Annotated in this window: 1 protein-coding gene; it reads left to right on the top strand. The window is 75.9% G+C overall.

Going from position 1 to position 4,139, the window contains the following annotated elements; genetic code table 11:
- The coding region (locus tag Psi01_RS42730; RefSeq protein ID WP_204069931.1) for a type I polyketide synthase at positions 1-4,096 on the top strand (4,096 nt) is incomplete at its 5' end.
- Positions 4,097-4,139 lie beyond the last annotated feature (43 nt).

Below are 4,139 nucleotides of genomic sequence, written 5' to 3'. Positions count from 1 at the left end.
CATGGCCATGCGGCACGGCGTGCTGCCCCGCACCCTGCACGTCGACGAGCCCAACCCGCACGTCGACTGGTCGGTGGGCGAGGTGCGGCTGCTGACCGAGGAGACCGGGTGGCCGCGCGGCGAGCGGCCGCGCCGGGCCGGCGTCTCCTCCTTCGGCATCAGCGGCACCAACGCGCACGCGATCATCGAGGAGTACGCCCCCGAGCCCGAGCCGCCGGCCGCCGCCGTCCTCACCGGCCCGATCGCCTGGCCGGTCAGTGCACACAGCTCACGGTCGCTGGCGGCCAGGGCCGGGCAACTGGCCGAGCTGCGGGAGGAGCCGGCCGACGTGGCGCGCACGCTGGCCGGGCAGCCGCTCCTGCCGCACCGCGCCGTCGTGCTCGGCCGCGACCGCGCCGCCCTGGCCGACGCCCTGGCCCGCCACGCGCGGGGCGAGACGGCCGAGGTGATCGAGGGCGCCGTGGGCGAGCCGCCCCGCGTGGCGTTCCTGTTCACCGGGCAGGGCGGACAGCGGCCCGGCATGGGACGCGAGCTGGCCGCGGACTCACCGGTGTTCGCCGCCGCGCTCGACGAGGTCTGCGCGGCCCTCGACCCCCACCTCGACCGGCCGATCCGGCAGGTGATGCAGGCCGGGCCCGGCACCCCCGAGTCCGAGCTGCTCAACGACACCGCCTACACCCAGCCCGCGCTGTTCGCCTTCGAGGTGGCCGCGTACCGGCTGCTGGAGTCGCTCGGCCTGACGCCCTCGGTGGTGGCCGGGCACTCGGTCGGCGAGTACGCCGCCGCCCACGTCGCCGGGATCTGGACCCTGCCGGACGCCGCCCGGCTGATCGCCGCCCGCGGCCGGCTGATGCGCGAGCTGTGCGAGCCGGGCGCGATGGTCGCGGTGAACGCCACCCCCGACGAGGTCGCCTCCACCCTGGCCGGGCTGGAGGACCGGGTCGGCGTCGCCGCCGTCAACGGCCCCGCCAGCGTGGTGATCTCGGGGGCGGAGGAGCCCTGCCTGGCCGTGGCCGCGCACTGGAAGGCTCAGGGGCGGCGGACCCGCAGGCTGCCGGTCAGCCACGCCTTCCACTCGCCGCTCATGGAGCCGATGCTGACCGCGTTCGCCGCAGAGCTGGAGAAGGTGACGTTCGGGACGCGGCGCGTGCCCTTCGTCACCGGCATCCCCGGCGACTGGACCGACCCCGGCTACTGGCTGGAGCAGATCAGGCGGCCCGTGCTGTTCCACGCGGCGATCGGCACGCTGGAGGAGTCCGGCGCCCGCGTCCTCGTGGAGGTGGGTCCGCAGGCCGTGCTCTCCGGCATGGCGCACGACTGCGTGAGCGGCGACGACACGACGATCGTCGCCCTGCACCGGCGCGACCGCGGCGAGACCGACGCGCTGGTCGCCGGCCTGGCGGCCGCGTGGGCGGCGGGAGCGGCTGTGGACTGGGCCGCGCTGTCCCCCCACGGCTGCCCGGTCGACCTGCCGCCGTACCCGTTCGAGCGCGAACGCTACTGGCTCGGCCCGCCCGTCCGGGGCGCCGACCTGTCCGCCACCGGACTGCGCGACACCGGCCACCCGCTGCTGGGCGCGGCCGTCGAGCTGGCCGACAACGGCCCGACCGTGCTCACCGGTGTGCTGTCCGTCGCCGACGCGCCCTGGCTCGCCGACCACACCGTGGGCGGGGCCGTCGTCCTGCCGGGGGCCGCGCTGGCGGACCTGGTGCTGGAGGCGGGCTCGCGGGCCGGGTCCGGCCTGATCGAGGAGCTGATGTTCGAGGCGCCGCTGGTCCTGCCCGAGCGCGGGGGCGTGGCGGTGCAGGTCGTCGTCGAGGCTCCGGACGGCTCCGGCGCCCGGCCCGTACGCGTGCACTCCCGCCCCGCCGACGACCACGAGGCAGGGTGGACCCGCCATCTGTCCGGCGCCGTCGCCGAGGACCGGGACGGACAGGCCCACTCGGGGTGGGCCGCCGCGTGGCCGCCCGCCGGGGCCGTACCCGTCGACGTCGAGGGCGGCTACGAGCGGCTGGCCGAGCAGGGATACGAGTACGGCCCCGCCTTCCAGGGACTGCGGGCCGTGTGGCGGCACGGCGAGGAGCTCTACGCCGACGTGGCGGTGCCCGAGCACGTGGAGGTGACCGGGTTCGGCATCCACCCGGCCCTGCTGGACTCCATGTTCCACCCGCTGCTGGTCACCGGCGGCGACGCCGACGGCCTGCGGGTGCCGTTCGAGCTGCGCGGGGTACGGCTGCTCGCCACCGAGGCCAGGTCCCTGCGGGTGCGGCTGGCCAGGACCGGCGACGACGGCTGCGCGATCGAGGCCGCCGACGACTCGGGGCGGCTGGTGTTCGCGCTGGCCTCGGTCCGCACGCGGCCCGTGCCGGGTGGCGCCGTGACGCCGGGGCCGGTGTCCTACCGGGTGGACTGGGTGGAGGTGGCCGCCGAACCAGGTGACGCCGAGCCCGTCGTGATCCCCTGCGTCAGCGGGAACGAGGACGTTCCCGCCGCGCTGCGGCGGCTCACCGCCCAGGCGCTGGACGCCATCCGGGACCCCCGGCTGGCCGAGTCCCGGCTGATGTTCGTCACCCGGCCCGGTGACATGGCGGGCGCGGCGGTGTGGGGCCTGGTGCGCTCGGCGCAGAACGAACAGCCGGGCCGCCTGGTCCTGGCCGAGGTCCCCGACGGCTACACCGACTGGTCGCGCATCGCGGCCGTCGGCGAACCGCAGGTCCGCGTCGAGGACGGCCGGATCCTGGTGCCCCGCCTGGTCCGCCGTGAGGTCCCGGCCGAGCCCGCCCCCACCCTGTGGGGGACGGTGCTGGTGACCGGGGGCACCGGCGGTCTGGGCGCGCTGGTGGCCCGGCACCTGGTGGAGCGGCAGGGGGTGCGTGATCTGCTGCTGGTGTCGCGGCGCGGTGCGCGGGCGCCGGGCGCCGGGGAGCTGGTGGCCGAGCTGGAAGGTCTGGGAGCGCGGGTGGCGGTGGCCGCGTGTGATGTCTCCGATCGCGATGCGCTGGCCGCGGTGCTGGCCGGGGTGCGGCTGGGCGCGGTGATCCACACCGCGGGTGTGCTGGATGATGCGCTGGTCGAGAATCTGACGCCGGAGCGTTTGGCCGGGGTGCTGGCGCCCAAGGCGGAGGCGGCCTGGCATCTGCACGAGCTGACCCAAGGGCACCCGCTGACCGCGTTCGTGTTGTTCTCCTCGCTGGCCGGGGTGCTGGGCAATGCCGGGCAGGGCAACTACGCCGCGGCCAACGCCTTCCTGGACGCGCTGGCGGCGCACCGCCGTGAGCAGGGGCTGCCGGGGGTGTCGGTGGCCTGGGGCCTGTGGGACGCGGTCGCGTCCGACATGGCCGGCGGGCTGAGCCGGGCCGACGTGGCCCGCCTGGCCCGGGCCGGGATCGCCCCGCTGGCCGTCGGGCAAGGCCTGGAGCTGTTCGACGCGGCCCTGGCGGCGGCCGAGCCCGCCATCGTGGCGGCCCGCTGGGACACCGCAGGGCTGCGGGCCGGCGCCGAGAACGGCGACCTGCCCCCCATGCTGCGCGGCCTGGTGCGCGCGCCGCGCCGGTCGGTGGGCGGCGAGCAGGGCACGAGCCTCACCGCGCTCATGTCCCGCCTGGCCGAGCTGACCAGGGAGGAGGGCCTGCGCGTGCTCACCGACCGGGTACGCGGCCACGTCGCCGTCGTCCTCGCCCACGGCAGCGCGGAGAAGATCAGCGTCGACCGGGCGTTCACCCAGCTGGGCTTCGACTCCCTGACCGCCGTCGAACTGCGCAACCGGCTCAACGCCGACACCGGCCTGCGCCTGCCCGCCACGCTCGTGTTCGACCACCCCACGGTCAGCTCCCTGGCCGAGTACCTGTTCGACACGCTCGCCCCCGCCGCGCCCTCCCCGGAGGAAACCCTGCGCGGCGCGCTGGAACGGGTGGGATCCATGCTCATCAGCGCCAAGGGCGACGGCGAGGTGATCCGCGGCAAGCTCGTCGCCGTGCTGCAGAGCGGGCTGGCCATGTTCGGCGCGCAGCCCAAGAGCGACGCCGACACCGTGATGGAGAAGATCGGCTCAGCCTCGGACGAGGAGATCTTCGCGCTCATCGACAACGAACTGTGACGGGAAGGGCCGATCGATGAGAACAGAGGACAGGCTCCGCGAC

The sequence above is a fragment of the Paraplanobispora siamensis genome, assembly GCF_016863175.1.
Classification (GTDB): domain Bacteria; phylum Actinomycetota; class Actinomycetes; order Streptosporangiales; family Streptosporangiaceae; genus Planobispora; species Planobispora siamensis.
The sequence above is the reverse complement of the archived record's forward strand: the minus strand, read 5'-3'. Positions and strand labels throughout refer to the sequence as shown.